This window comes from Paenibacillus zeisoli, assembly GCF_003994465.1.
In the GTDB taxonomy this organism is placed as follows: Bacteria; Bacillota; Bacilli; order Paenibacillales; family Paenibacillaceae; genus Fontibacillus; species Fontibacillus zeisoli.
This window is the reverse complement of record NZ_RZNX01000002.1, coordinates 145,571-170,767: the sequence shown is the minus strand read 5'-3', so window position 1 is coordinate 170,767 and position 25,197 is coordinate 145,571. Positions and strand designations below refer to the sequence as shown.

General features: G+C 49.7%; 22 protein-coding genes. 11 read left to right on the top strand and 11 right to left on the bottom strand.

Annotation, left to right across the window (positions count from 1 at the left end; translation table 11 throughout):
• The first annotated feature begins 19 nt into the window (after positions 1-19).
• The 4 genes from EJP77_RS06780 (at position 20) to EJP77_RS06765 (ending at position 3,622) form a co-directional block, all read left to right on the top strand.
• Positions 20-862, top strand: coding sequence for a carbohydrate ABC transporter permease (locus EJP77_RS06780; protein ID WP_127198463.1), 843 nt, complete (start codon positions 20-22; stop codon positions 860-862).
• The gene (locus EJP77_RS06775) at positions 862-1,695 is read left to right on the top strand and encodes a carbohydrate ABC transporter permease (RefSeq protein WP_127198462.1); all 834 of its coding nucleotides are present in this window, start codon (positions 862-864) and stop codon (positions 1,693-1,695) included. The genes EJP77_RS06780 and EJP77_RS06775 overlap by 1 nt, the downstream gene beginning before the upstream one ends.
• Before the next feature lie 202 nt (positions 1,696-1,897).
• Positions 1,898-2,926, top strand: a complete 1,029-nt coding sequence (locus EJP77_RS06770; protein ID WP_127198461.1) for a LacI family DNA-binding transcriptional regulator — start codon at positions 1,898-1,900, stop codon at positions 2,924-2,926.
• A gap of 174 nt (positions 2,927-3,100) precedes the next feature.
• A complete protein-coding gene (locus EJP77_RS06765) occupies positions 3,101-3,622 on the top strand; it encodes a GNAT family N-acetyltransferase (RefSeq protein ID WP_127198460.1) in 522 nt (173 codons plus the stop codon).
• 96 nt (positions 3,623-3,718) lie between these two features.
• On the opposite strand, the gene EJP77_RS06760 is transcribed toward EJP77_RS06765, so the two are convergent.
• A complete protein-coding gene (locus EJP77_RS06760) occupies positions 3,719-4,192 on the bottom strand; it encodes a low molecular weight protein-tyrosine-phosphatase (RefSeq protein ID WP_127198459.1) in 474 nt (157 codons plus the stop codon).
• Between the two features lie 202 nt (positions 4,193-4,394).
• Between EJP77_RS06760 and EJP77_RS06755 the strand changes: the two genes are divergently transcribed.
• The gene (locus EJP77_RS06755; protein ID WP_127198458.1) at positions 4,395-6,080 is read left to right on the top strand and encodes a glutamine--tRNA ligase/YqeY domain fusion protein; all 1,686 of its coding nucleotides are present in this window, start codon (positions 4,395-4,397) and stop codon (positions 6,078-6,080) included.
• Positions 6,081-6,290: 210 nt separating this feature from the next.
• A complete protein-coding gene (locus EJP77_RS06750; protein WP_127198457.1) occupies positions 6,291-6,893 on the top strand; it encodes a nitroreductase family protein in 603 nt (200 codons plus the stop codon).
• Positions 6,894-6,989: 96 nt separating this feature from the next.
• Here the strand turns inward: EJP77_RS06750 and EJP77_RS20595 are convergent, their stop codons facing one another.
• From EJP77_RS20595 to EJP77_RS06740, 3 genes are all read right to left on the bottom strand, one after another.
• Positions 6,990-7,139, bottom strand: coding sequence for a hypothetical protein (locus tag EJP77_RS20595; protein ID WP_185897211.1), 150 nt, complete (start codon positions 7,137-7,139; stop codon positions 6,990-6,992).
• A gap of 135 nt (positions 7,140-7,274) precedes the next feature.
• The gene (locus tag EJP77_RS06745; RefSeq protein ID WP_127198456.1) at positions 7,275-8,252 is read right to left on the bottom strand and encodes a LacI family DNA-binding transcriptional regulator; all 978 of its coding nucleotides are present in this window, start codon (positions 8,250-8,252) and stop codon (positions 7,275-7,277) included.
• A gap of 177 nt (positions 8,253-8,429) precedes the next feature.
• Positions 8,430-9,647 carry an MFS transporter gene (locus EJP77_RS06740; protein ID WP_127198455.1) on the bottom strand — a complete coding sequence of 406 codons (1,218 nt, stop codon included), beginning with the start codon at positions 9,645-9,647 and terminating at the stop codon, positions 8,430-8,432.
• 255 nt (positions 9,648-9,902) lie between these two features.
• Here EJP77_RS06740 and mobA point away from each other — a divergent pair, with 255 nt between their 5' ends.
• Complete coding sequence (gene mobA, locus EJP77_RS06735; RefSeq protein WP_127198454.1) at positions 9,903-10,547, top strand: molybdenum cofactor guanylyltransferase; 645 nt, start codon at positions 9,903-9,905, stop codon at positions 10,545-10,547.
• A gap of 107 nt (positions 10,548-10,654) precedes the next feature.
• Here the strand turns inward: mobA and moaA are convergent, their stop codons facing one another.
• A complete protein-coding gene (gene moaA / locus EJP77_RS06730) occupies positions 10,655-11,662 on the bottom strand; it encodes a GTP 3',8-cyclase MoaA (RefSeq protein WP_127198453.1) in 1,008 nt (335 codons plus the stop codon).
• Between the two features lie 292 nt (positions 11,663-11,954).
• Here moaA and EJP77_RS06725 point away from each other — a divergent pair, with 292 nt between their 5' ends.
• Positions 11,955-12,668, top strand: coding sequence for a TorD/DmsD family molecular chaperone (locus EJP77_RS06725; RefSeq protein WP_246021758.1), 714 nt, complete (start codon positions 11,955-11,957; stop codon positions 12,666-12,668).
• Between the two features lie 235 nt (positions 12,669-12,903).
• Here EJP77_RS06725 and EJP77_RS06720 read toward each other — a convergent pair whose 3' ends face one another.
• The 5 genes from EJP77_RS06720 to EJP77_RS06700 all read right to left on the bottom strand — a co-directional run bounded on the left by EJP77_RS06720 (position 12,904) and on the right by EJP77_RS06700 (position 18,584).
• Positions 12,904-16,245 (bottom strand): efflux RND transporter permease subunit, encoded by a 3,342-nt coding sequence (locus EJP77_RS06720; RefSeq protein WP_127198452.1) that lies wholly within the window; start codon positions 16,243-16,245, stop codon positions 12,904-12,906.
• A 30-nt stretch (positions 16,246-16,275) separates the two neighbouring features.
• Positions 16,276-17,208: a TetR/AcrR family transcriptional regulator gene (locus EJP77_RS06715; protein ID WP_185897209.1), complete on the bottom strand. Its 933-nt coding sequence runs from the start codon at positions 17,206-17,208 to the stop codon at positions 16,276-16,278.
• 93 nt (positions 17,209-17,301) lie between these two features.
• Positions 17,302-17,616 carry a DMT family transporter gene (locus tag EJP77_RS06710; protein WP_127198450.1) on the bottom strand — a complete coding sequence of 105 codons (315 nt, stop codon included), beginning with the start codon at positions 17,614-17,616 and terminating at the stop codon, positions 17,302-17,304.
• Positions 17,616-17,954 carry a DMT family transporter gene (locus EJP77_RS06705; protein ID WP_127198449.1) on the bottom strand — a complete coding sequence of 113 codons (339 nt, stop codon included), beginning with the start codon at positions 17,952-17,954 and terminating at the stop codon, positions 17,616-17,618. Before EJP77_RS06705 ends, EJP77_RS06710 begins: the two co-directional genes overlap by 1 nt.
• Positions 17,955-17,975: 21 nt before the next feature.
• Positions 17,976-18,584, bottom strand: a complete 609-nt coding sequence (locus EJP77_RS06700) for a TetR/AcrR family transcriptional regulator (protein WP_127198448.1) — start codon at positions 18,582-18,584, stop codon at positions 17,976-17,978.
• A gap of 195 nt (positions 18,585-18,779) precedes the next feature.
• Here EJP77_RS06700 and cls point away from each other — a divergent pair, with 195 nt between their 5' ends.
• Positions 18,780-20,288 carry a cardiolipin synthase gene (gene cls / locus EJP77_RS06695; protein WP_127198447.1) on the top strand — a complete coding sequence of 503 codons (1,509 nt, stop codon included), beginning with the start codon at positions 18,780-18,782 and terminating at the stop codon, positions 20,286-20,288.
• A 202-nt stretch (positions 20,289-20,490) separates the two neighbouring features.
• On the opposite strand, the gene EJP77_RS06690 is transcribed toward cls, so the two are convergent.
• A complete protein-coding gene (locus EJP77_RS06690; RefSeq protein ID WP_127198446.1) occupies positions 20,491-22,011 on the bottom strand; it encodes a phospholipase D family protein in 1,521 nt (506 codons plus the stop codon).
• Positions 22,012-22,233: 222 nt separating this feature from the next.
• Between EJP77_RS06690 and EJP77_RS06685 the strand changes: the two genes are divergently transcribed.
• Together EJP77_RS06685 and fni are read left to right on the top strand one after the other, a co-directional pair.
• Positions 22,234-23,148, top strand: coding sequence for a MerR family transcriptional regulator (locus tag EJP77_RS06685; protein WP_127198445.1), 915 nt, complete (start codon positions 22,234-22,236; stop codon positions 23,146-23,148).
• Between the two features lie 758 nt (positions 23,149-23,906).
• On the top strand, positions 23,907-24,932 hold the full coding sequence (gene fni, locus EJP77_RS06680) for a type 2 isopentenyl-diphosphate Delta-isomerase (RefSeq protein ID WP_246021801.1): 1,026 nt from the start codon (positions 23,907-23,909) through the stop codon (positions 24,930-24,932).
• The last annotated feature ends 265 nt before the right edge of the window (positions 24,933-25,197 follow it).

Here is a 25,197-nt window from a genome sequence, read left to right as displayed (position 1 = left end):
CTGGATAAGGAGTAGGAATATGCAAAAGTCGATAAAAAAATATTTTGCTCTTTTTGCATTACCAACCATACTAGCTTTCTTAGTTATATTTGTAATTCCATTCATACTGGGTATTTATTTGTCCTTTACAAAGTTCACCACGGTAAATGACGCCACATGGGTAGGTTTTCGAAATTACGTCAAGGCATTCTCTAACAAGGAATTCCTTAATGCTCTTTGGTTTACGGTTAAGTTCACCGTAGTGTCTGTAATCTCAATCAATGTGCTCGCCTTCTTGTTGGGTCTGCTTCTAACCCGCGGCAAAAAAGGCACCAATCTATTCAGAACGATTTTCTTCATGCCTAACTTGATAGGCGGTATCGTGCTAGGTTATATCTGGCAGCTTATTATTAACGGTGTTCTTATTCATTACGATCTTACAATGACCTCCAATGCAAATTACGGGTTCTGGGGACTGGTTATTCTCATGAACTGGCAGCTGATCGGTTACATGATGATTATCTATATCGCCGGTATTCAGAACGTACCTAAAGATTTGATGGAAGCAGCTCAAATTGATGGAGCTAACCGCTTCAGAATTTTGCGCAGTGTAACACTGCCAATGGTAATGCCTTCCATTACAATTTGTTTGTTCTTGTCCTTGTCTAACTCATTTAAGCTGTTTGACCAAAACTTGGCACTCACGGCCGGAGCTCCAGCAAAGCAAACTACGATGTTGGCTCTGGATATCTATAATACTTTCTATGGTAGAGTCGGTTGGGAAGGCGTAGGTCAGGCGAAAGCGACTGTGTTTTTCGTCCTGGTAGCACTTATTGCCTTGGTGCAGCTCGTCATAACCAGAAGAAAGGAAGTTGAGAATTAATGCAAAAGGCACGTGCGAAAGATTATATTATTTTCATTATCATGCTGATTCTGTCTATTATATTCTTATCTCCTATATTCATCGTTCTGTTGAACTCCTTCAAAGGGAAGTTCTTCATCAGTGATACACCTTTTCAATTACCGAATGGCTCAACATCTGTTGGTCTCGAGAACTATACGGGTGGGGTAGCTAAGACAGACTTCTTCAGTGCATTTGGGATGTCGGTGTTCATTACGGTATTTTCGGTAGCCGTTATCGTGTTATTGACAGCAATGACGGCCTGGTATATTACCCGTGTTAAAGGGAAATTTTCAAGTATTATCTACTATGCTTTTGTATTCTCGATGATCGTTCCGTTCCAAATGGTTATGTTCACGATGACGAAGACAGCTAACATGCTGCACCTCGACAACCCGATCGGAATTATTTTCATCTATTTGGGCTTTGGTGCAGGTCTGTCCGTCTTCCTGTTCAGCGGATTTGTGAAATCCATACCTCTTGAGGTTGAAGAGGCTGTCATGATTGATGGTTGTGGTCCGGTTCAAGCGTTCTTCAAAGTCGTGTTCCCGATCTTGAAGCCGATTGCGATTACAGTAGCGATTCTTAACGTAATGTGGATTTGGAATGACTATCTGCTTCCTAAATTGGTCATTGGTACCGAATATCAGACAATTCCGCTGGCGATTCAATACCTTAAAGGCGGATATGGTTCAATCGATATGGGCGCCATGATGGCTATGCTCGTGCTGGCTATTGTGCCAATTATCATATTCTATCTATTCTGTCAGAAGTATATTATTGAAGGTGTAGTGGCTGGAGCAGTTAAAGGTTAAAAGTCAATAAATTAGTAGGGTAGCTTTCTTGATTTGAATTAATCAAGAGTACCCTGCTTTTTATTTTGATGAGAAAATGGGCTTCGTGAAGCCCTATCGGTTTATTGTCATTTGCTTCTTTAATTGCTATATTTATGATTACAAAAAACAAAGGATGTAGTTGCATGAATCATGGAGACTACAACGTAAGGAAAGAATAAATATGGCTATTACGATTATAGATATTGCTAAAATGTGTGGAGTCGGCGTTACTACGGTCTCAAGAGCAATTAATAATCATCCTGACATTAATGAAGAGACCAAAGCAATGATTATGCAGGTGATTAAAGAGAATCATTACGTCCCGAATAACAGCGCAAGGAATTTGAAGCGCGCTGCTTCCAAGACCATTGCGGTACTTATCAAAGGGATCACCAACGCCTTTTTTAACCGCATGATACAGGTGTTCGAGAAAGAAATCCAGACCAAGAAATATTCATTCATTCTCCAGCGAGTCGATGAGAACCAGGATGAGATTGAGGTTGCGATTGAACTGGTTAAGGAGAAGCGTCTAAAGGGAATCGTATTTCTCGGCGGTAACTTCCTGCATCCTAAAGAAAAGCTGGATCAGCTGACCGTCCCTTTCGTTCTCAGCACAATAGGAATGACTGAGGAATTCGATCCGGATGAATATTCTTATGTCGCGGTGGATGATTACAAAGAAAGCTACAAGATGGTAGATTATCTGTGCGGCCTGGGCCATAAGCAAATAGCGATCATTACAGCTCCTATGGATGATGTAAGTATCGGGAAGCTAAGGTATGAGGGCTATAAGAAAGCGCTGGAGGATCATGGGGTCGAGCTGAATGATCGATTGGTACTCTGCATGAAGGAAGATATCGAGAGCTATTCAATGGAAAATGGCTATGTGGTTACAAAAGAGCTGCTACAATCCGAAGAGGAGTTCACGGCCATATATGCCGTATCCGACAGCATGGCCATTGGTGCATGCAAAGCTTTGGTCGAGGGCGGCAAGAGAGTGCCCGAGGATTATTCTGTTGCCGGATTTGACGGCGTGGATATCTCATTCTATTATAATCCATCCATTACGACCATTAGGCAGCCAGTGGAAGAGATTGCGGAAGAGACCATACGCATATTGTTCGATATGATTCATAAGAAGGTTACTCATGCTCATAAAATTTTCCCGGCAGAGCTCATTGTCAGGGAATCGACCCGGCTTTTAACATAAGAGCTGGGTTTTTTATTTATATATGGGGCCGTTCAAATGGCTGTATGATGGGCACAATCGTAATTATGGGGAAACGCTTAGACTTTCGGCCGCCACCCCTCTCCGGATTTCTTGAACCCGCTTGTGCGAGTGAAATCCAGAGACCCAGGTGGGCTGAAAAGGAGGCAATAGAGGATGGAATTAGGACAAGCGACTATTCGTTTATCCGAGCTCAGGGATGCGGCGCAGCTGATAGAAATTGATAAGCTTGTATGGAATTCAGAGACGACCCCTGCTGTCCTGCAGCCGGTCACCCGGGAAGGCTTCCTGCAGCTGAATCCCCCCGGTTCGCAGTTGGTTGCGGACATGGAGGGAATCGTATGCGGGTATCTGGGCTTTCTGTGCCCGACGCCACTTCAGAGCAACGATCATGTGTACGAGATTAATATTGCGGTGCATCCCTCCTATCAGCGGTTAGGAATCGGAAGGGCGCTGATGGACGGAATGAAGCAGTATGCTGCTCTGCAAGGAAAGCGCAAGCTCAGTCTCCGGGTTCTGGCTACGAACGAGAAGGCGCTTGAATTCTACCGCAGCTGTGGGTTTATAGAGCAGGGGCGGCTCGTGGAGGAGTTCTATCTCAATGGCAGATATGTGGATGACATTTTGCTGTGGTACCCGGTTTCTCAACTTAAGTCGGGCGAAAGGCCGGAATTCTGAGATAGAGGGTTATCCTCCATGCTGCACCTGGGCGGGGACTGACTTCACCAGGGCCTGTCTTTAAGGCGCAAGCGGAGTCCTGTTAACCAAGCTAAATTATGAAATACCCTGCTCCTGCTTGATATGTGCCAGTAAGGCCTTAAGGCCCTGGGTCAGCAGATCATAAGTCTCTTCGAAGTCTCCCGTGAAGTAAGGGTCCGGCACATCCCTGACCGGAAGCTCTTTCGTAAAGTCGAGCAGACGGAAAGTCTTAGGGTCTCCTTGCTTACCGGAGAGCTTGTACATATTCTGAACGTTGCTTTCGTCCATAGCAATGATGTAATCGAACTGCTCCATATCCTGCAGAGTAATTTGCCTTGCGAAAAGCCCGTCAGAGCTGACCTGATATTTCTTCAAAATGTCCAGAGTGCCTTGATGCGGCGGATTGCCAATGTGCCAGTCTCCTGTACCTGCACTATCGATTTGGAATTGCTTCTCCAAGCCTTCCTGCTTGATCAAATGTCTGAACATGGCTTCCGCCATTGGTGATCTGCAGATGTTGCCCAAGCAGACGAATAAAACTTTTACCATGTGCTGCAGCTCCTTTACCTGAAATTCATTCTGACGGAAATACCGTCTTTTTATTGACACTATATCGAAGTTGGCTGAGAATATCAAAGGATTCATCCGGGAATGCACACATGTAGGGTGTAGTCATTGAACTATTGGACAGTTATCGGTATATTTAAATGAAATAAACTATAGGGAAACCAGTTGGAAAGGTGGAGATACTGTGACCCATGCGAGCACACCTCCGAATTTTATAAAAAATATTATTACGGAAGATCTGAAGAACGGGAAGGTGAAGGAGATTGTCACCCGCTTTCCTCCAGAGCCTAACGGCTACCTTCATATCGGACATGCCAAAGCCATTTGGATTAATTTCACCCTGGCCGATGAATTCGGGGGCAGAACAAATCTGCGGTTCGATGACACCAATCCGGTCAAGGAAGATGTCGAATATGTTAACTCGATCAAGGAAGATGTGAAATGGCTCGGATTTGAATGGGAAGAGCTTCGCTTTGCTTCCGACTATTTCGAAGAAATGTACAACCGTGCAGTCCTGCTGATTAATAAAGGGAAAGCTTATGTGGACGACCTTAGTGCGGACGAGATCCGTGAGAAGCGCGGGACGCTTACAGAGCCTGGTGAAGACAGCCCTTACCGCAATCGTTCTATTGAAGACAATCTCGATTTGTTCACCCGTATGCGTGCAGGGGAATTCAAGAACGGGGAGAAGGTACTGCGTGCCAAGATCGATATGGCTTCCCCTAATATTAACCTAAGAGATCCTGTCATTTACCGGATCTCACATGCAGCCCACCATAACACCGGGGATACCTGGTGTATCTATCCCATGTATGCCTTCGCGCATCCGCTGGAAGACGCCATTGAAGGGGTTACCCATTCCCTTTGTACAATCGAGTTTGAAGATCAACGGCCTTTCTACGATTGGGTCATTGCGGAGACTGAGATGCCTCATGCACCGCATCAATACGAATTTGGCCGTCTGAATTTGGCCTCAGCCGTTACAAGTAAGCGCAAACTCAAAATGCTCGTGGATGAGGGAATTGTCGATGGTTGGGATGATCCGCGTCTGCCAACGATCTCGGGTCTGCGCCGCCGTGGATATACCCCGGATGCGATCAAGAGCTTTGTCTATGAAGCCGGAATCTCGAAGGCCCAAGGGATAGTCGATCCCGCGATGCTGGATCACTTTATCCGGGAGGATCTTAAGCTCAAGGCACCGCGCTCGATGGCCGTCCTGCATCCGCTTAAAGTAGTCATCACGAACTATCCGGAAGATCAGACGGAATGGCTTGAAGCTGAGAACAATACGGAGAACCCGGAAATGGGTAACCGCCAAATACCATTTTCCCGGGAGCTGTATATTGAACAAGACGACTTCATGGAGAATCCGCCGAACAAATACTTCCGGCTCTTCCCTGGCAATGAAGTCCGCTTGAAGCACGCTTATTTCATTAAGTGTAATGAAGTCATCAAGGATGAAGCCGGAAATGTAGTGGAGATTCATTGTACCTATGATCCGGAGACGAAGAGCGGTACCGGGTTTACCGGGCGCAAGGTTAAGGGAACCATCCATTGGGTGGATGCCAAATCAGCGGTTCCAGCCGAGTTCCGTCTCTATGAGCCGCTGATTCTTGAAGAGGACAGTGAGGGCGAAGCAGAGTCAGAAGGAGCGGAAGAGAAGACCTTCCTGGATCAGATCAATCCGAATTCCCTGACCCTCGTTCAGGGTTATGTGGAGCCTGAACTGAAGGATGCCAAACCGCAGGATAAATTTCAATTTTTCCGTCATGGCTACTTCAATGTGGACAGCAAGCACTCCAAGCCAGGAGAGCCAGTGTTCAACCTGGTTGTCTCCCTGAAGAGCTCATTCCAGCTGCCTAAATCATAATCATCTGCTGAACCAGTCACCTATAGGGCGTACTATTCGTATGTAGCATACGGATGTACGCTCTTTTTGCTGCATAGATATAGAAGGATCGGGTAATTCTAAATGAGGCTATTAATTTTTAGGGAGATTCAGGGAAATACTTGTGTTCAATTTAAAACGTATGCTACACTTAAAAAGTAAATAACTAACTAAAAGAAGGTAGGTATTCAAATGTCAAATACATTCTTCGATGCGGTGAAAAACAGACGTAGTATTTATGCAATCAGCAAAGAATCCCCAATCTCTGACGAAAGAATTCAAGAAATCGTGAACGAAGCTGTTAAACATACTCCTTCTGCTTTCAACTCTCAAAGTGCCCGTGTAGTTGTTCTGCTGGGTGAACAGCATGACAAGCTGTGGAACCATACCGAAGAAATCCTTCGCAAAATCGTAAATAATGATGAGAATTTCAAGTCTACAGCTGAGAAAATGGAATCTTTCCGTGCGGGCTACGGCACAGTTCTGTTCTTCGAGGATACGAATGTGGTTGCGGGCCTGCAGCAGCAGTTCGCAGCTTATGCAGATAACTTCCCGATCTGGTCTGAACAATCCTCCGGTATGCTTCAATTCGTAGTTTGGACTGCACTTGAACAGGAAGGTCTTGGCGCTTCCCTGCAGCACTACAACCCGATCATCGACGAAGCGATCGTAGCCGAATGGGGAATTCCAGAGTCTTGGAAACTGAGAGCCCAGCTTCCTTTCGGGAAAGTCGCAGCTCCAGCCGGTGAGAAACAATTCCAGCCGCTTGAAGAGCGTGTGAAGGTTTTTAAATAATAAAGTTAGCTCTTTAATGTTGCTAAAAGGAGGAAGCCTTGATCATCAAGGCTTCCTCCTTTTAGCAATTAACGTAGGTTCCACTATTGTACAAAGTCACAGGGCTTCTACTAATTTTTTTAGTTCAAGTAGAATCGGATTATCGTCATCCTCGTTAGATTCTTGAGTACTTATTTCGGGTCTATTGTCATCCTGTTCAATAATAAGCTCGGTTGAGTCTCCTTCATCCTGTAGCATGTAACTCATAATGAAATAATTCTCAGGCTTATCTTCCAATCCTGGACATGGGGCAAAAAGGCTATATTTAATTAAAGAATAGGGTGAGAAATCTAAGACCTTGCCCACTGTTCATAAACATAAGTAGAGAAACAGACACCGTGGTTATGCGGTCGATCTTTCGATCAGCTGGAACGGAATTTCTTTGGTCATAGGACTGCTGGTCGTTCCGCGAATCAATTCGTCAGCGATGCTCATGGCGCTTGCTCCCATGGTATAAATCCCGTTATCCATCGTAGTAATGCCGAGAACTTCCGAGATGGGCATGTTGTCGAAGCTAATTAAGGCCAGATCCTCAGGCACCCTGAGTCCTTGGCGTCCTGCTTCAAGCAGAATTCCGGCTGCTACCTGGCCGCTGGTAACGATAAGCGCAGATGGGCGGTCGGCTTGCTCCAGCATACGGCGTACAAGGAGTACACCGTCTTCAATATCCAGGCAGTGGTCATATATCCAGCTTGGATTGACCGGAATACCCAGCTCTTCATGCATATCACAGTATGCCTCATACCGCCTGCTGCTGCTTGGTCCCTCCATCCGGCTAATGGAGTAACCGATGGAGGAGTGACCTTTGTTCCATAAGTACCGAATCCCTTCCTGAAAGCATTGGTAATGATTCAGAAACACGGAGGACATCGGCCGAGGACCGATCTCCTCACAGAGCACAATAGGACCATAAGGATTATAGGCTTCCAAATGCTCCAGCGGGAGTGAACGTGAACAAATAATAACTCCGTCAATTTGTTTGTTCCGCATCATTTCCAGCATCCGCTGCTCTTCTTCAGGCTGGTAGCTTGTCTGTGAGACCATCAGCTGGTAACCGGATTTCAGCGCTTCTTGCGCAATTCCCTCCATCATCACCCCGAAATAGGAATGATTAATCATGGGAAGTATCACCCCGATAATCTGGGTTCTGCCCTTCAGCAGATGCAGGGCATTAATGTTACGGGAATAATTCAAGCGTTCAACCGTCTCCAGCACGGCTCTTCGTTTGTCTTCCTTGACATAAGGATGATTATTGAGAACTCGTGACACGGTGGTTACAGAGACCCCGGCTATTCTGGCGATCTCTTTGATATTGGCCATGGATCTCACCTCCCCAATAAGCCATTATATTAAATCTGAGCAAACCCCTTGCTCTGAAATGCGTTTCATAAATTATATTAAATGTGGGATATGAAGCTTGTTCAGTCCCAAACTGCAGACAATCCACCAAGACCGGCGTTACCTTGCTCAGGGCGTGACGGTATAGTGGATTGTTTGTTATTCTTTGTGATTAATTACCGGTGTGTAACCATGCCTGTATAGACGATAGCCCATGGCGGCGAACCCCAGAGCTCCACATAAAGTTAGCATGAGACATATCTTATACATGGTAACGGCTCCGAAATACTGGTACAGCCACCCTCCAAATACCCCGGCTATCATGCCGGATATTCCTCCCAGTAGAAGGGTGTATACAGCCTGTCCTGAAGATCTGTAGGGTCGTGGCAGGAACAAGGTGGTTAGCTGTGTACCCACATAGAAGAAGCCACCAAAGGTAACCGCGTGCAGGATCTGAATGAATACAATCTGTAGAGAAGTAGTCACCTCGGCCATAAGCATCCACCTTAGAGCGAGAAGCAGACTGACCATGACCATGCAGATCATGAGATGGGTGATTTTTCTTCGCATATACTTCCGCAGCAATATGAAAATGCCTGCCTCCAGGATCGTAGAGACGAATACGGCCAAACCGACGTAAAGCTTCGATCCCCCCAGATCGGTGATGAATAGTGGCATGAACATGGCATTCATGGAGCTCGGTATAGCCACAAGCATACCCAGAATAACAAAAGACACAAAATGCTTGTTCTTCAGGGAACGGGTGAATTCCCACAGATTCAACCATGGTGTATCGGGTGCCCGGTGAAGCGGCTTAAGCAGCAGGGCGGAGCTGGTGGCCAGAATAAGAACCATGGTGAACAGCAGGAACATACCGAGCGCTCCAGATTCGTCCATAACGGCTCCAGCAATTACCGCGATAATTGCCCAGCCCAAGGATCCCCACAGCCGGAAGGATGCGAACCTCCGTCCAGTGCTTTCAGTATAACAAAGGGTTAAGGTGTTACTTTGGGTAAGCATCGGCGTCTGCAGGAAATAGAATAAAATCATCGACCAATAGAGCATGCGGTAAGTATCTACCAGGAAAATAAGATAGCCAACCAGCAGGAGGCCACACATCATCAGAACAAGCACATATCTTGTATTCTGCTGACGATCATTACAGTATTTCCAGAACGGATTGGCGGCAAGTGAGATGATAGGGCCCATGGAGAGCAGGAGACCGATCTCGAGCTTGTTCATACCCGCTTCTTGCAAATATAATTGGAAAAAGGCTGCAAAAATAACCATAGCCCCATAAACGAAGAAATTAAGCAGCTTTAGAGACAATAGTGACTGTATTGGTTTGGACAAGTGATCAGATTGCAAATGCGCCATTCCTTTCTGGCCTGCACGGTTAGCAGCCTGAATTCGGGTGGAGAAGATCATGGTCGCTATATGGAATGAACTAAAGAAATGAACGTTTGAATTAAAGCGGATGCTTGTAGGGCAAGAATCGTTCACACAGTCTTTAGTTCAATCCATATAAGTAAATAAAATCGGGTAAGATCAATGTATCATGTGATGGAAAGGGATACAAACCAGGTTTTATCGGATTTTCTTAATTATGGCACGAAGGGGAGCGGTTAATTCATGAATGTCACAGGCATTGTGATTGCGGGGGGACGTTCAAGTCGCATGGGGCGGAACAAGGCACTGCTTCCGATAGGGGGTCTCCCGTTGATAGAGAGATTGGTTCGAGAGATGGAACAAATTACCGACAGGCTAATTATTATATCGAACGACGAAGCGCCATACCGCTATCTCGGCAAGGAGATTATACCGGATTTGTATAAGCAGGCCGGGCCGCTTGCGGGGATTCACGCGGGCCTGTCCGCGTCGGAAAGCTCGTGGAATCTTATTACGGCCTGTGATATGCCGTTCGTGAACAAGGCTGCCTTACACCGGCTTAGATTAGAGGCAGAAACAATATGCGCAATAGAGCAGGAGCTCTCCAGCAGTGAACCAACTGAAGCCGTGATTCCGCGTAACTTGGACGGGGTGCTGCCGCTGCTTGCCGTGTATAATCGTTCGGTGCTTCCAGATCTTGATGCGGCTCTCCGGGAGGAGCAGCTGCGTCTTATTCCTTGGACACAGACGCTTCGCGCAGCCTATATTCCGGCCTCAGAGTTGTGCAGGGAAGCGGGGCTGACCGAGGAGATGCTGTCCTACAACATGAACCGGCCCGGAGACTATGAGAAGGCCTGCCGGATTTATGAGGAACTTGGATCTCGGTAATACATACGAGGTAATAAAAGAAGCCGCTCGCTTCATGCAGAGCGGGCGGCTTGATTCTTGGGCTGTTCCCTGACCAGCAATGACGGGTCAGGGGCAGTCTGGCATGTTCATCCGCCGATCTGGGACATCCGGCGGGAGGTTGGGGTGTTGCTTTGTTCTTTCTTTTCCAGAGCGAGCGCCATTTCATGGTTCTTGGGCTTAGTACCCAGAGAATTAATGAACATGGAGCGAATGGCGTCAGGGTCATTCTTGCCTGTTACCTTGCGAATATTAAATTCTTCAGACCAGTACAGGCAGGACTTGATGTGACCGTCGGCGGTTAAGCGGAGCCGGTTACAGTTATCACAGAAGTGATCACTGACCGGATGGATCAATCCGAAGGTACCCACAGCACCCTTGACCCTCATGTTCTGGGAGGGGCCATTTCCCTTCAGCTGGCTCGCAGCTTCAGTCTCCCAGCCGGCCGCCTTACATACCTCCATAACCGCTTCCAGAGGCAGGTAAGACTTACGCCAGGAGTCGGTCGCGCTGCCGATTGGCATATATTCTATAAACCGCACATGAATAGGACGGTTCAGCGTCATGGCAATGAAGTCTTGAATTTCATCGTCATTGGAGCCTTTCATCAGCACCACGTTCAGTTTGATCGGCTCAAGTCCGGCCTCTTCTGCAGCCGTAATCCCCTCAAGTACCTTGGAGACATCGCCTCCGCGAGTGATGACGGCATATCTGTCCTTGTGAAGTGAATCAAGGCTGATATTAATCCGGTTCAGCCCAGCTTCCTTCAGGAGGCCTGCCTTCTTGGGAAGGAAAATGCCGTTCGTGGTCAGTGAGATATCTTCGATCCCCTCTATTCGAGACAGCATATGGATAAGCTGCTCCAAATCCTTGCGCACAAGCGGCTCTCCACCTGTAAGGCGGATCTTGCGCAGCCCGATCGGGGCCAAGGCGGAGACGACTTCAGCAATCTCCTCATAGGACATGATTTCCTCGTGGGGCTGAAATGCAATGCCTTCAGCAGGCATACAGTACACACAGCGCAAATTACAGCGGTCCGTTACTGAAATCCGGAGGTAATCGTGAATCCGTCCGAAAGAGTCCTGCAGCATTTCCATCCAGATTCACCCTTTCTTCGATATGGTACTGGGAGTGCAATTAATAATACTTCTTATATTATAATTCATTTTAATGAATAACGAAGCAAGTAAAAGAGAATTATGATGAAAAAATGTTGAACACTTACCGGAATAGAAAAACTGAAAGCGCGTTCACGCTAATGTCAATATTATGTGTGAATTTATTCACTTGGGAAGATCTGTATTGGCTATAATGTAAGTGAAGAGACGTCGTCAATCAGGGGAAGGAAGGCGGTATCTCTACCTATAAGTGAATTTAGGGAGCTGACTTATGATGACAACGACCATGTCCGGAAATGGGGTTACCGCAAGTGAGGAGCAGATGCTGTGGCTGGAACGAAGAGGTTGGGTATACCAGCTTCTGGTTGACTTTCTGCGGCGCGAGCCCCGTCTGTCCTTAGTCGCGCAGTACCGCCGCGAAGGGAAGCTGAAGGGGCCTGTCATATCGGGCGAGGGAGCCCGTATGCTGAAGAGTTATTTGGACAGTATTGAGGAGAGAAAACTTCGTCAGGTATGTTATGAGGAAGCGGATGAATATACGAGACTGTTTGTGGGAAGCCAGGCCGTGCTGCCTTTTACAGAAGGGGTGTTTCGGGCAAGACAGGAGGGGCTAGAAGCCTTGAGGCAAACCTCGGGACTCGGAACAGTCTATTGTGAGTGCGGTGTTGTGTTCAACAAGCTGCACAACGAGCGGGATGATCATATGGCGATTGAACTTGAGTTCATGTCTGTGCTTGCAGACCGGATGCTTGTGGCAGGCTGTGTAAGAAATAAATGTACAGAGCTAGCCGATATGCAGCTGTGGTTCCTGGAATCCCATCTGCTGCAGTGGGCGCCTGCGTTCGCTGAGGCTCTGCAAAGAGAAGCGAGAACTCCGCTGTACCAAGGCTTGTCCGTACTGATGTCGGAGTTTCTTCCACGGGATCTGGAAATGCTGCGTTCGTGGAGAACCGCACAAAGCCGTAGGACTCTGATTGGGAGTTAGGATAGTGTTAAGGGACAGTTAGATGATGGTCGTGACGACGGCATGGCTGTGGGATAAGTCGCGTGTCAGACTGCCCTCCTGTGATTCTGTTGCCATCGGCAATTCCGTGATATCAGAATAACCATCTAAATTAAAAAGGGCCGCACCTTCGTAGATTCATCTACTTAAGGTGCGGCCCTTCGTCTTCATGGTGCTGAAGCTGCGAATCAGAGACGGTATATGTTGATTACAAGTTTTATGCTTTAGCTGAGACTTTGGTGTTTGCAGCTTTAGATCTGCCGCCTCTGCGGATCTTCATCAGGAACTCATAGACAATCGGCACAATGACGAGAGTCAGCAAGGTTGAGCTGATGAGTCCGCCGATAACGGTGATTCCCAGGCCGCGGGAGATAATTCCCGCACTGTTCTCAAGACCGAATACAAGCGGCAACAGAGCGCCAATCGTGGCCAGGGCGGTCATCAGAATCGGACGAAGACGGGTTGCTCCCGCTTCCAGAAGAGCTTCACGTGTCGAAAGACCCTCGCGCTCCTTATGAATAACACGGTCGATCAAGACGATGGCATTGGTGACCACGATTCCGATCAGCATGAGTGCTCCCATAAGTGAGGAGACATTCAGCGTCTCTCCGCCGATCAGCAGAGCGATCAGTGCACCAATGACGATGAATGGCAGCGAGAACAGGATAGCGAAAGGCGCAAGTCCGCCGCCGAACGTGACTACGAGCACGAAGTATACGATCGCGATTGCGGCCGCCATGGCGAGACCCAGCTGGGTGAAGGTGTCGTTAATTTGGGCAGTGACACCGCCAAATTCTACAGTGACACCATCGGGCTTGTTGTAGGCGTTAACTTTGTCTTGAAGGCTTTTGGAGGCGCTGCTTACATCGGTAGAGATGATGTTGGCACTGACCTCGATCACCATTTTGCCGTCAATACGCATGATAGAGTTAGGTGAGATGCCTTTTTCAACTTTGGCGACATCCTTAATGGCTACTTCCTTGCCAAGTGGGGACATCAGCGTTTCGTTCTCGATGTCTTTCAGGCTCTTGTATGTTTTGTTGTCGGCTTCTATATAGACTTTGTAGTCCTTGTTGTCGATCTGCACCTCGGTCAGAACCGGGCGCTCACGCTGTGGACTGAGCTTCATAGCCAGTTGTCCGGCGGTAAGCCCAAGCGAGCTGAGCTTCTCCTGATCGGCGATGAGTGTGTATTGATCATAAGCTTTGGACAAGCTGGAATCGCCTTTGTCGAAATGAGCCTTATCCTCATTCACCCATTTCAGGATCTGATCGGATACCGGCTGAATCTGCTTCAGATTGTCGCCGTAGACTTGAACGGCAAGTTTGCTGCCGCCCATGCCCCCGCTCATGCCGGACATTTCCTTCCAGGTTCCATCAGGCACTTGGACCTTCAGATCCTCGACCAGCTTCTTCTTCACATCTTCAAATTTCTTGGTGTCTTCCTTATAGATCACATAGAACAAAGCGGAGTTGGAAGGACCCGGGCTAAGCGGATTGGTGCCCCCAACGGAATACTGCATTTTATCCAAGCCTGGCTGCTTCAAAATAAACTTCTCGGCCTTCAGCGCACGCTGCTCGACATCCTCACGCGTATCGCCTGGTGCTGGTGAATAGGTTACCATAACATACTTCTCGGACTGCTCCGGCATGAAGCTGGTACCGATGAATTTGGTCAGGAACAAGCTGCCAATCAGAAGCAGAATCGCAAATCCGAAGGTAATCAGCTTGTGGGACAAGGACCAGTTCAGAACCTTCTTGTAACCACGGGCCAGGGCCCCCGGCTTCTCTTCATGGTCATGCGTCTTCTTAAGGCCATTCCTGAACAAGGTATGAGCGAGTGCAGGCACCAGGGTAATGGCCACCAGCAGGGACGCAAGCAGCGAGAACACCATCGTAAGGGCGAATGGAGTGAACAGCTCGCCGACCATCCCGCTAACGAAGGCCAGCGGCAGGAAGACCGCAATCGTGACGATCGTTGATGAAGCGATTGGGATGAACATTTCGCGTGTCGCTTCGCGGATAAGTTCGCTTCCCTTGAGCTTCTCGCCAGTCAGAGAGAGACGCCGGTAGATGTTCTCGATTACGACGATGGAGTCATCGACAACCCGGCCAATGGCTACGGTCATGGCCCCGAGGGTCATCATGTTCAGTGTAATATTCATCTGACGCAGCGCCAGCACGGCAATGAGCAGCGACAGAGGAATGGAGATGATTGAGATAATTGTAGAACGGATATTGCGCAGGAAGATCAGAATGATCAGCACTGCGAACAAGGCACCGAACACTGCTTTGCTAAGCATGGTGTTCACGGAGTCCTCAATCGGCTTGCCTTGATCCATTAGAATGGTTAGATCAAGATCTTTGAATTCAGACTTCAGCGATTCCGCTCTATCCTTGACTTTATTGACGACATCCACCGTATTGGCGTCATTGGACTTCACAATCTGAATCCCGATGGATTCCTTACCGTTGGTCCGGGAAATGGATGCGGCCTTACCCACGACATTAATTGTGGCCACGTCCGACAGCTTAACCGTCGGAATGGACGCAGGTACAGCTGCAGCCTGGATTCCGGCTGCTCCCGCTGTGCCAGGAGCGGCATTGCCCGCGTTCGCAGCAGTGCCTTGACCGGCTGCATTCTGGGCGCTAGCTCCGCCAACGGCAGTGCCTTGGCCTGCAGCGGACTGGCCTGCTGCGTTTTGCGCTCCGGCACCGCCGGCTGCAGTGCCCTGGCCCGCAGCGGACTGACCTGCTGTGCCCTGTACCCCAGCTCCGCCCGCAGCAGCGCCTGGACCAGCGGCTCCGCTGCTTGGAGTTACGGGAATGGTTACATTCTTCAGATCTTCCACTGTGGTGATGGCTCCATCCACAACGACAGCCTTCTGGGATTTATCCATTTCGAACAAGCCGAGCGGGACACGGACAGCCGAGGCTTGAACGATCCCTTTTACCGTATCTTCGGTTAGGCCGAGTTCCTTAAGCTTGTCTTGATTGAACTTCAATTGAACTTCCTTCACATATTGACCGGCCACCTGGACGGAAGCCACACCCTCCAGCTTCTCCAGCGCAGGTTTCACATCATTCTCGGCTGTCCGGGTCAAGTTCTCCAGGTTGCTGCCGTTCTTGGCATTCATGCTGAGTGAGATGACAGGCAGTGAATTCAGGCTAAACCGGGTGATTTGCGGTTTCTGGGCACCGTCCGGAAGGGTTACACTGTTGAGTGCTTCCCGTACAGCGGCAGAAGCGTTGTCCAGATTTGCCCCATAGTTAAACTCAAGAATAATAGATGAGGCATTCTCCATGGAGGTAGACGTAATGGTCTTAATGCCTTCAACATTTCGCAGACCCTGCTCCAGAGGCTTCGTAATCTCATCCACCACATTCTCGGGCGCTGCACCTGGATACACGGCTGAGATGCTTAAATAAGGCACGTTGATATTCGGGATGGTCTCCTGCTTCATGGTTAGTCCGCTGTAAAGACCTGCGGCTACAACGATGATTGTTAGCAGCCAGACCGCGAATTTGTTTCGCAATGAGAAATTAATAATTCCTTTCATACGTAGGTAACTGCTCCTCTCCGTTTCTCTCTAATCACCCGTGTGTGACGGGCCTTGCCTTGAATGGGTATGTAGAAGCATAACGGCTTCCAATTCCTTGAACTCCTCATCAAGCCCCGGAATGCTCTCCAAATTCCTGAGCATCCCTCGCAGGATCGCGCGGCGAGGCTGGTGTTCAACAATCTCTTGTTCCAGGATATGCAGGGAGTCCAGCACGTCCTCCTTCTGGTCATCTGGCAGACTGATATTCTTCACCTTATCCTTCATGGATTTGATGATCTTAAGGGGGTGCCGATCCGAGGTCATTCCTGTAATTCCTTCATGAGCCCACTGTTCCAGCATTTCTAATGAGAAAAGAGGGAGCGGGCGCTTCTGAAGGAATCCCTCGCTTAATTGATCCAAGGCGAACATCAGGTGCTCGGACATCTGCTGAATACTTATGCTGATTCTTGGATCAAATAGCAGTCGTATATAGGAACCGAACGAGCCATGGAGGAACAAGGTAAGATCGGCAGCATAAGGAGCAATCTCGGTGCCGTAGACCCGCACAAGCTTGGACTGTGCCCAGCTCAGCAGCATGAGGTTGTTATCCTTGACACACTGCGGCTCCATGTTCTTCTTGCCATGGGTTACCCAGTCCCGAAGCTGCATCAGTAGAAACTCCCGCAGTTCCAGCACCAGGCTGAGCAGGACCTCAATCTGCTTCCGGAGGCTTTCCTTCGGGGACAGACCGGGCTCCTGTTCGACCTCAATCAGGTGCTCCTGCAGCATTTGATAACAGTGGCTGTAGATGCTGGTCTCCAGTTCCACCTTCGATTTGAAATGCAGGTATAAGCTCCCCTTGGACATTCCGCAGTGCTCGGCGATTTCCTGCATGGAGGTTGCCGAAGACCCCTTGGCCGAGAACAGCTCCATGGCTGTACGAATGATGTATTTTCTTTTCTCCGCTGCTTTCTCAGACAACTGCTTATACTCCTTTCTGACCATTGGGTTCTTGATATGACCAATTAGTCATTTACATTATATTACACTCTGAATCCAGGATACAAATTTGTTCTAGTGAATCAGCTTGAGGCCTACAGATGCGCCCAGAATGACAGCGATGCAGACCAGTCTTCTCCATTCCTTAGGTTCCTTGTACAAGAACATCCCCACCAAGGCGCTCCCCACAGTGCCTATTCCTGTCCATACCGCATAAGCTGTTCCCATAGGCAGGGTAATCATCGCAAAAGAGAGCAGGGAGAAGCTGCACAGAAACCCGATTCCGAGCAGACAATAAGAGAATAGATTCCCCCGCAGGGTAACCTGCTTGATTCCGATCACACCAAATACTTCACAGCAGCCAGCTATAATTAGAGCAATCCAGGCCATTAAGATGTCGCCTCCTCTTGCGTGCTGTCCGACATCAGCTTCAGGCCGATGACACCAGCCAGAAGCAGCGCGATCAGCATAGTCTTCGACCACCGGAAAGGCTCACCGAAGACAACCATTTCCGTAATGACCGTACCTGCCGTGCCGATACCTGTAAAAACAGCATACACGGTCCCTACCGGGAGCCGTCTGGAAGCTTCAATGATCAGCCAGAAGCTGAGCGCGATAGCCGCTGCCGTAATTAACCAATACCACCAAGTGTCCGCGTGCTTAAGCCCGCTTACCCATACTACTTCTATAATTCCGCCCAAAAGGACGTACAGCCAGTGTCTGTTCATAGGTTTGTCTCCTTCTGATCATCATTCATCATTCACCATTCCGGCTCTTCCGCCGATAATACCGGCCCAGTAGATGGGCCACGCGGCCTGAAGGCGTTTCTTGGACCTTTCGGGCTGTGAATACAGCAGTTCCACCATGATCCCGTCGGCCAAGGTCATATAGGCAATAGCTGCCTGGCGGATATCCATAACCGTGAATGTACCTCTGTGGTACTCTGACTCCATGAGCTTGATCAGCTTACTCTCCAGGGAATCCAGGAACGGATATATAATGCCAATGACCTCATCGTATATCGCATGCGGCGGGAAAAAGAGCATCCGCAGCAGGAACTTCGAATCCTTATTCTGGTCATATTCTTCCTGCAGCATCACGAATAGACCCTTCAGTCTTTCCTCCAGCGGATCGCCTTGCCGGCTCAGGAAAAAACGCACAATCCGGTGCCGTTCCTCCTTGAACACGTGGCTCAGCACACTCATGAACAAATCCTCTTTGCCCTTGAAATGGGCATAGATGGAGGGTTTCTTGATTCCGGCCGCAGCTGCGATATGCTGAAGTGAGGCGCCTTCGTAGCCGTCTCTTGCGAACAGGGCCAGGGCGGCCCCCTGAATCCTTCTTTTTCCAACAGACATAGAGTATACCCACCTTCCTAACGATCGGTAGGTTGATTTTTTCACATATCTTTATGACTGTCAAGGCATGTGAGGTTCTACTAACTTACATCAATATACATATATCGGTGAAATATGGTTAGGAAGAATAGTGTGCTTCATGTAGAATGGAAATGTGTCAGGAAAGGCGAACCAGCGTAGAAAAGGAGATCATGCATGAGACGTGGCTTGCAAATATTACTTATTGCGGCAATTTTATTTGCCTTTTATTTTTTAGGTTTTGGATTCTTCGGTAAATTCGGAGGTACGCTGGTCAGTATTTTTCAGACGCTGACTGTAATTACTGTGGGGTTGGCCATCTTTATGGAGAACCGGAATCCTTCGAGCACCCTGGCGTGGATTCTGCTGCTAGTTCTTCTGCCGGTGGTTGGCCTGGTTCTGTATTTCCTGCTTGGCCAGAATTATTTCAAGCGGAGGAAGTTCGACAAGAAGGCGATGAACGACCAGAAAGCTTATGAGATGATTGACAACAACAACCTGCATGCGGCATTTGATCTGTCTGCATTCACACCAGGACAGCAGAAGCTGCTTAAGATGTCTCACAAAATCGCCCGTACCCCGTTCTCCATGGCTACTCGTACACGCGTACTTACCAACGGGGAGGAGACGTTCTCCTCACTGCTGAAGGAGCTCAAGATGGCGAAGCATCATATTCACATGGAGTATTATATCTACCGTGCGGATGAGATTGGCCGCGAAATTCAGCGCACGCTCATTGAGAAGGCGAGGGAGGGCGTTGAGGTCCGCTTTATGTTCGATGCGGTGGGCAGCATTGGCTTGTCCAAGGTCTTCCTGAATGAAATGAGGGAGGCGGGGATCCAGATCGGCGTCTATGGCCAGGTCCGCTTTCTGGCCTTGTCGAGCCGGGTGAATTACCGCAATCACCGCAAAATCGTGGTCATTGACGGGAACACGGCCTTCATGGGCGGCCTGAATGTCGGGGATGAGTATTTAAGCCGCAGTAAGACCTACGGCTTCTGGCGGGATACCCATATGCTCGTGAAGGGAGAGGCGGTAAGGTCTCTGCAGATTATTTTCCTCCAGGACTGGAAGTACGTTACCGGTGAGAAAATCCTCGGTCTGGAGTATTTGTCGCCAGAAATGGAGCGGGGCTGCAGCGGCGCCGTCCAAATCGTACCCAGCGGGCCCGATAATCCGAACCGCTCTCTCAAGGATATTTTCTTCTCCATCATTACCTCGGCCAAAGAATCGGTATGGCTGGCCACACCTTATTTCATACCGGATGAGGATCTGCTGACCGCACTGCGCGTAGCCGCCATCTCGGGTTTGGATGTGCGTATCCTGTTCCCGGCGAAGCCCGACAAATGGCTGCCGTACCTGGCCTCCCATTCCTATTTCCCGTCCCTGCTCGAAGCCGGCGTGAAGATCTATGAGTATGAGAAGGGCTTCCTGCATGCGAAGCTGCTCATTGCGGATGGTGAAGTGGCCTCGGTCGGCACGGCCAATATGGATATGCGGAGCTTCCATCTCAACTTTGAGGTCAGTGCACTCCTGGTCCAAAGCGATAGTGTGCGCAAGATCGTCGAGGACTTCGAGCGGGATCTTCATTCCACGAATCTGATTGAGAGAAAAGCCTTCATGAAGAAGCGCGTCGTTGTACGCTTAATGGAATCAGCCGCCCGGCTGATGTCGCCGCTTCTTTAGGGAGGGGCATGGGCGGTGGGCAGCCGCGGAACTGCATAACCTAATGAAGGCCGTCCCTGGTGGGGCGGCCTTTTGTGTGTGTGATAAGAGTGGGAACTGCGGCTTGACGCTCGAAGGCCGCCCGAAAAGTACTCGTGTGGCGCCTGAACAGCATCAGAATAGTACTTGAACGAACACGAAGGCACCTCCGCCTCGCTCATCTTCAATACGTTGTGAATCCCAAGATCTTTTGAAGCCGGTACAGCACATCCTTGAACCAGACGGACCGCTCATGATACGCGCTGAAGTCGAGGCTGAACTCGGCCCCTTCGTTGTACCAGATCCGGCCAAAGTACTGGTCCAAGTCTTGGGTCAGTCTGCTGCCCTTCGGCGCAGCTATCCAGAGATCATTCTCCAGGTTGAGGTCATCCAGATTGCGGGCCGTGAAGTTGGCTGAGCCGCCCATAATGATGCTGGGACCTGTGGCTTTGGCAATATAGAGCAGCTTCGTATGGTACTGCTCTTTCGTGGTATTGTACCACCGAATCTGCATATTCTGACCAGACCGCTCCAGCAGCTCTTCAGCTACTGGGCGGTTGGGAAGGCCAATCTTCTCCTGACCGAACGCATTCTGGTTCGGATCAAGGATCAGCCGGATTTGAACACCTCGATGTCCGGCTTCGACCAGCTCCTTCATGACCTGAGTATCCGCCAGGTAGAACATCCCCATCCATAAGGTATCTCCTTTGGCTGTATCCTTGATCGAATTGAGCAAATACTTATAGATTTTGCCCTCGGTCAGATACCGAACCTTCAGGGGGGCCGACGCAGCTTCGGATGAACCAGCCGGCTTGGAGGAAGCCCTGGCCGAAGAAGATGAGGCGCTCCACTTCGGCAGGGTTCCACCGCCCGAGAAGTCCGCTACGGCTTGTTCGCTTACGAGAATATCCCGGGTAATCTGCCCGCGCACCTCAAATGCGATATTCGAATGGAAGACGCTGGCATTATGCACGTTGCCCGAGGAGATCAGCGCACTGTTCTCGGTAGCAAGAACTTTACGGTGATTGGCCTTTACATTGAGTAATTTCAGATAGGAACGTGCCGTAATGTCAGGCGCATTTGAAGCCATAAGATTCGGAATCCAGCCGGTGCCCGACTGTCCGAACCATTGAAAGAACGTTCGCCATACAGCCGAATAGGCAGGTGTCGAGTCCCTCAGGGGATTGACGTCAGTGATAATGACCTGAGCGCCAGCCTGCTTAAGCTGCTCGAGCAGGGGGTTCGGGGCAGAATCATAGTTGGTGTTGATCTCGTCTGTAACAAACACGATTTGGAGCTTGGGGTACTTCTGCTTCTGGGCCAGCAGCCTGCGGGTCATTTCCCCGCTGACATCAGGATAGCTCTGACCTTTATGTACATAATCATTGAACAGGAACAGATCGAGAACCACATACTCGCGGGCCTCGCCAATCATCTGAAGCATCCGGTCAAAGATATGCCGCTCTTGGTGAAATCCACCCTTTCCGTCCGGGTAAGTCAGATCATAGAGGAAATCAACATGGTCGACGCTGTAAAGGGGGCTCTCATAAGAAGTCCCTGCTGGAAGGGGCTTATGAGTTTGGTGGATCATCACGGCGGTAAGCCATAAGATGAGCACACAAAAAGCGATAAAGATACCCTTGAGTACGCGTCTTTTCCCTGAACGGCGGGGTGGTGTGGTGTGCTGCTTGAATAAAGACGCCATAGTCCTTTCCTCCTCCTGCTTATTATTTCCTATTAACGTAATTACAGTAGTGTTGAAGCAATCCAACAGTTGGAAAGCTAGCCTTATCCGAGGCTGGAATAATAATATGTTGTCCTGACACTCTCTGGGTGTATAATGAATGTACTTTTTTTGTACAATGTTTGGTATGCTGAATAGGAAGAAGGACCGTCACGGAAAAAGAACCAGAGTGGAGTGAAAGGGTTGTACTCGATCAAACAAGTATCAGCGATGCTGAATATTCCAACGGTTACGATTCGGGCATGGGAGAACCGCTACGAGGCCGTAACTCCCGAACGCACGGATGCCGGATACCGCTTATATACAGAAGAGAATATAGAAGATCTGAAATGGCTTAAAGCACAGGTTGAAGAGCAGGGGGCAAGTATTTCACAGGCCGTCAAAATGCTAAAAAGCCGCAAAAAAGAGCAGGATGAGGCTTCCGTGCTGCTACAGGAACATCCCAAGGTAGGCGATCAGACCGCCTACGCCAAGATGGAGGAGCAGATCTATCAGGCGCTTCACGCCTTTCAGGGAGAGAGAGCGAATGCGCTGATCGACTTCGGCTTCTCGCTATACGGCTATGATGCCATGTTCTACCACGTGCTGGTGCCTGTGCTGATCAAGGTGGGGGATGCGTGGGAGACGGGGCGGGCGAGCGTAGCCCAGGAGCACTATATGACCCAGTTAATTTCCCAGCGGTTTTTTCAATTTTTTCACCTGTTTCCAATCCATCATCTCATGCCCAAGGCATTGTCCTTCTGCCCGCCCGGTGAGCACCATCAGGTAGGCCTCCTGCTGTTTTCTCTGTTCCTCCGCAAGCATGGCGTGGAGGTGCTCTATCTGGGTGCGAATACGCCTGAGGAGGATTTGGTTCAGATTATTCGCAACCAAGACATTTCACTTGTCTGTCTGTCCCTGACTGATCCGTCCCTAATTGAAGAAACGGACGAGCTGGTTGGCCGTTTAAAGGAAGCTTGTCCCCATATCACGATGACGCTTGGGGGCAGGGCATATGAACGGGCCTCCTGCTGCAAGTATCCTGAGTCGGTCATTAAGCTGCCCACCGAGGAATGGAAGACTTGGTTAGAGTCGCTGGTGCGCAAAGCTTCTGAATAAATTGTTAAGGCCTTCATGCTAGGTTATATCGCTGTCATTGTGACAGAGGTAGACCCATCGGGGGAGGCTTTTTTGCGTCCACGACAGTTTCAGCCGCTCATCCTGGAAATATCGGTACAGCCGGTCATATACCGTCTCCGCAAGATGCAGCTTCGGTAGCGCCTTGAACACATCGGAGTCAGGCTTTCTTTCGTCCCCCTAACCGCAGCAAGGATATTCGGGGACTTTGGTTCGCCGGCGGCACGACACACCCAGGCGGGGGAACTCCGATGGTCACTTTGTCCGGCCAGCTGGTAGCCGATTATATCGCAAAAGAGACATTTTGTAGATCGTGATTATATAAGCTGGGATAGAAAGTTAGGCTAGTCCCTTATAGCTGAATTATAATAGCAATAAAACACGGATATGCTATGCTGCGAAATAGACAAGTAATGAACGGCAGCAGCCGGTAGGAGGCGCGGATGAAGGAACGTTTTGGCGTACAGGGCGAACGGAGAAGAAGGAGCTTGGCGGGCCGGCGGGCAAGCACAGCCAAGTTGAGAAATAAACCGGAGACGAACAAGCTGAACATGACAGACATGGAACACAATGCAGATATGGAAAATACGCCGGGAATGCCAAATCTGGCGGACATGTTCGACATGGTGAATAAGCCGAACATCTCAAACATGGCAAGCAACGAGTTAGGCAGGGAATTCGGTGACAGCATTCAGACGCTGCAATCAGCCTCTAATGAGAATAACTCCACTGGTGCAGCGTTGTCTTTGACATCGGGCCGCAAGACCGAGCATATACGCATATGTCTGGATGAAGAGGTCAATACCGTGGGAGTAACCAGCGGTTTTAATCAGTATGCTTTTCGGCATAACGCACTCCCGGAGATCGACTTTGAGCAGATTAATCTAAGTGCATTCTTTATGGAGCGGAAGCTGAGAACGCCGCTTTTGATAAGTTCAATGACAGGCGGGAGCGAGACAGCCGGACGCATCAATGAACGGCTGGCTGAGGCGGCGGAGCGCCGCGGATGGGCCATGGGTGTCGGCTCGGTCCGCGCGGCCGTGGAGCATGCGGAGCTGTCAGCGACGTTTGCCTTGCGGCATAAGGCACCGACGATCCCGATCATCGCCAATCTTGGCGCAGTTCAGCTGAATTATGGCTTTGGCACCGATGATTGCCGGAGGGCCGTGGAGATTGCTGAAGCCGACATGCTCGTCCTTCATCTGAATGGCCTCCAGGAAGTATTCCAGCCTGAAGGCAATACGGCCTTTGGCGGGTTGTTGCAGCGCATCGAGCATCTATGTAGTAACCTCTCTATACCTGTAGGAATAAAAGAGGTGGGCTGGGGCATTGATGCTGACACAGCTGTTCGGCTCCATAACGCCGGAGTTGCGTTCATTGATGTTGCCGGAGCAGGGGGAACCTCCTGGAGCCAGGTGGAGAAGTTCCGCAGCAGCGATCCGGTTCGCCGCCTTGCTGCAGAAGCCTTCGCCGACTGGGGAATCCCGACGACGGAGTGCATCCGGGCTGTTCGCGCAGCACTTCCGGGCGGTGCCCTTATCGGCAGCGGCGGGCTGCACACGGGCGTGGATGCAGCCAAGGCCCTGGCGCTTGGCGCTGACTTGGCCGGCTTCGGCCGGGCGCTGCTTAGCCCGGCAGTACAGTCCGAGCAGCTGCTTGACGAGGTGCTCAGCCGGGTGGAGTTCGAACTGCGCACAGCGATGTTTGGAATTGGCGCAGCAGATATTGCTGCGCTTAAGACAACGGATCGGCTGATTCGTAAGTAGGGGAAGCTAGATGGGCGTTCGGCAAACCGGATGATTCTATAGTAGGCGAAGCAAGAAGGCGGGCAGGAAGTCGCTTCTCTTTTTTACAAGTGAAGACCTGCTCCGTGTACATCTTCTGACCTTTGCGGTCTAACAGAACGCCTACCGTGGGCGGATCGAAGTTGCTGATAGAATGGGAACAATGCAGCACGCGGATTTCCTCACCAGTTGGTGAGCACAAAGACCACGCGGAAATGATCCGTCGAGGGAGCAGAAATGTCAAATT